The following is a 1,320-nucleotide window of genomic DNA, read 5'->3' as shown; positions in this document are numbered from 1 at the left end:
GAACCGCCCCGGGTTTCGTGGAGGCCGGTTGGTTTAAGTCAGGCCGCCACCATGGAGGACTGACTGGCGAGTTGCCGGTAGTAGTTTGCCTCAGCCTCTGCAGGCGGTATGTATCCGATGGGTCCGAGCAGCCTGTGATGGTTGAACCAGGACACCCATCCCAGCGTGGCCAGTTCCACCGATTCACGGGTTGGCCAGGACCTTCGATGGATCACCTCGGCCTTGTACAGCCCGTTGATCGTCTCGGCCAGGGCGTTGTCGTAGCTGTCGCCCTTGCTGCCCACCGAGGGCTCGATGCCAGCTTCTGCGAGCCGTTCGCTGTAGCGGATAGAAACGTATTGCGACCCCCTGTCGGAATGATGAATCAATGCGCCATCACGCTCGGGTTGTCGGGCATACAGCGCCTGCTCCAGGGCATCCAGAACGAATTCCGTGTGCATGGAACTGCTGACCCGCCAACCCACAATGCGCCGGGCGTACACGTCGATCACGAAGGCCACGTACAGCCATCCTTGCCAGGTCGAGACGTACGTGAAGTCCGACACCCAAAGCTGGTTGGGTCGCTCGGCCTTGAACTGTCGGTTGACCCGGTCCAGTGGGCACGGGGCCTTCATGTCGCTGATCGTGGTGCGCACCACCTTGCCGCGGCGCACACCCTGCAAGCCCAGGCGCTTCATCAAGCGCTCGACCGTGCAGCGAGCAATGGCGACTCCCTCTCGGTTCATCTGCTTCCAGACCTTGTCTGCGCCGTAGACCCGCATGTTGGTCTGCCAGACGCGTTCAATGTGCGGCACCAAGGTGTCGTCACGCTGAGTTCGCTGACAGCGCAGTTGGGGGTTGCGTTGGTGAGCGGCGTGACGCCAATAGCCTGACGGGGCGATCTGCAGCACCTTGCAGATCGACTCGACCCCGTAGGACAGTCGATGCTGGTCGACGAAGTTGTTCAGGACTTCAGACGGCGGTCGAGCTCCGCCTGGGCGAAAAACGCGCTGGCCAGTTTGAGGATCTCGTTGGCCTTGCGCAGCTCTTTGACCTCGCGCTCCAGCGCCTTCATCTGTTCACGCTCGGAGGTCGTGATGCCGTCACGTACGCCGGTATCGATCTGGTCTCGCTTGACCCATTCGTGGAGGGTCTGTGGCACGCAGCCGATCTTGGGGGCGATGGATTCAATGGCCGCCCACAGGGAGGGGTACTCGCTGCGGTGCTCGCGCACCATGCGAACAGCGCGTTCGCGGACTTCGGGTGAAAACTGGTTCGACTTCTTGCTCATGGCTCAATCCTCTCAGAGAAAAGAGCCTCCTCAAAACCCGGGGCGGTTCA

The 1,320-nt window shown here is 61.5% G+C and carries 1 protein-coding gene and 1 other annotated feature; the gene reads right to left on the bottom strand.

All coding sequences use genetic code 11. The features are described 5' to 3' along the window. Window positions 1-38 precede the first annotated feature (38 nt). Window positions 39-1,270, bottom strand: a protein-coding gene (locus HFL01S_RS24410) for an IS3 family transposase (RefSeq protein ID WP_157539135.1) whose coding sequence is annotated in 2 segments (ribosomal slippage) — window positions 39-985 and window positions 985-1,270 — 1,233 coding nt in all. Because the reading frame shifts where the segments join, the coding sequence is not laid out codon by codon here. Beyond that, window positions 873-989, bottom strand: a sequence feature (AL1L pseudoknot). It overlaps the preceding gene by 117 nt. Window positions 1,271-1,320 lie beyond the last annotated feature (50 nt).

Source organism: Hydrogenophaga flava NBRC 102514, assembly GCF_001571145.1.
GTDB classification, from domain to species: domain Bacteria; phylum Pseudomonadota; class Gammaproteobacteria; order Burkholderiales; family Burkholderiaceae_C; genus Hydrogenophaga; species Hydrogenophaga flava.
Note: the sequence above shows the minus strand (reverse complement) of the source record. Positions and strands in the feature narration are given on the sequence as shown.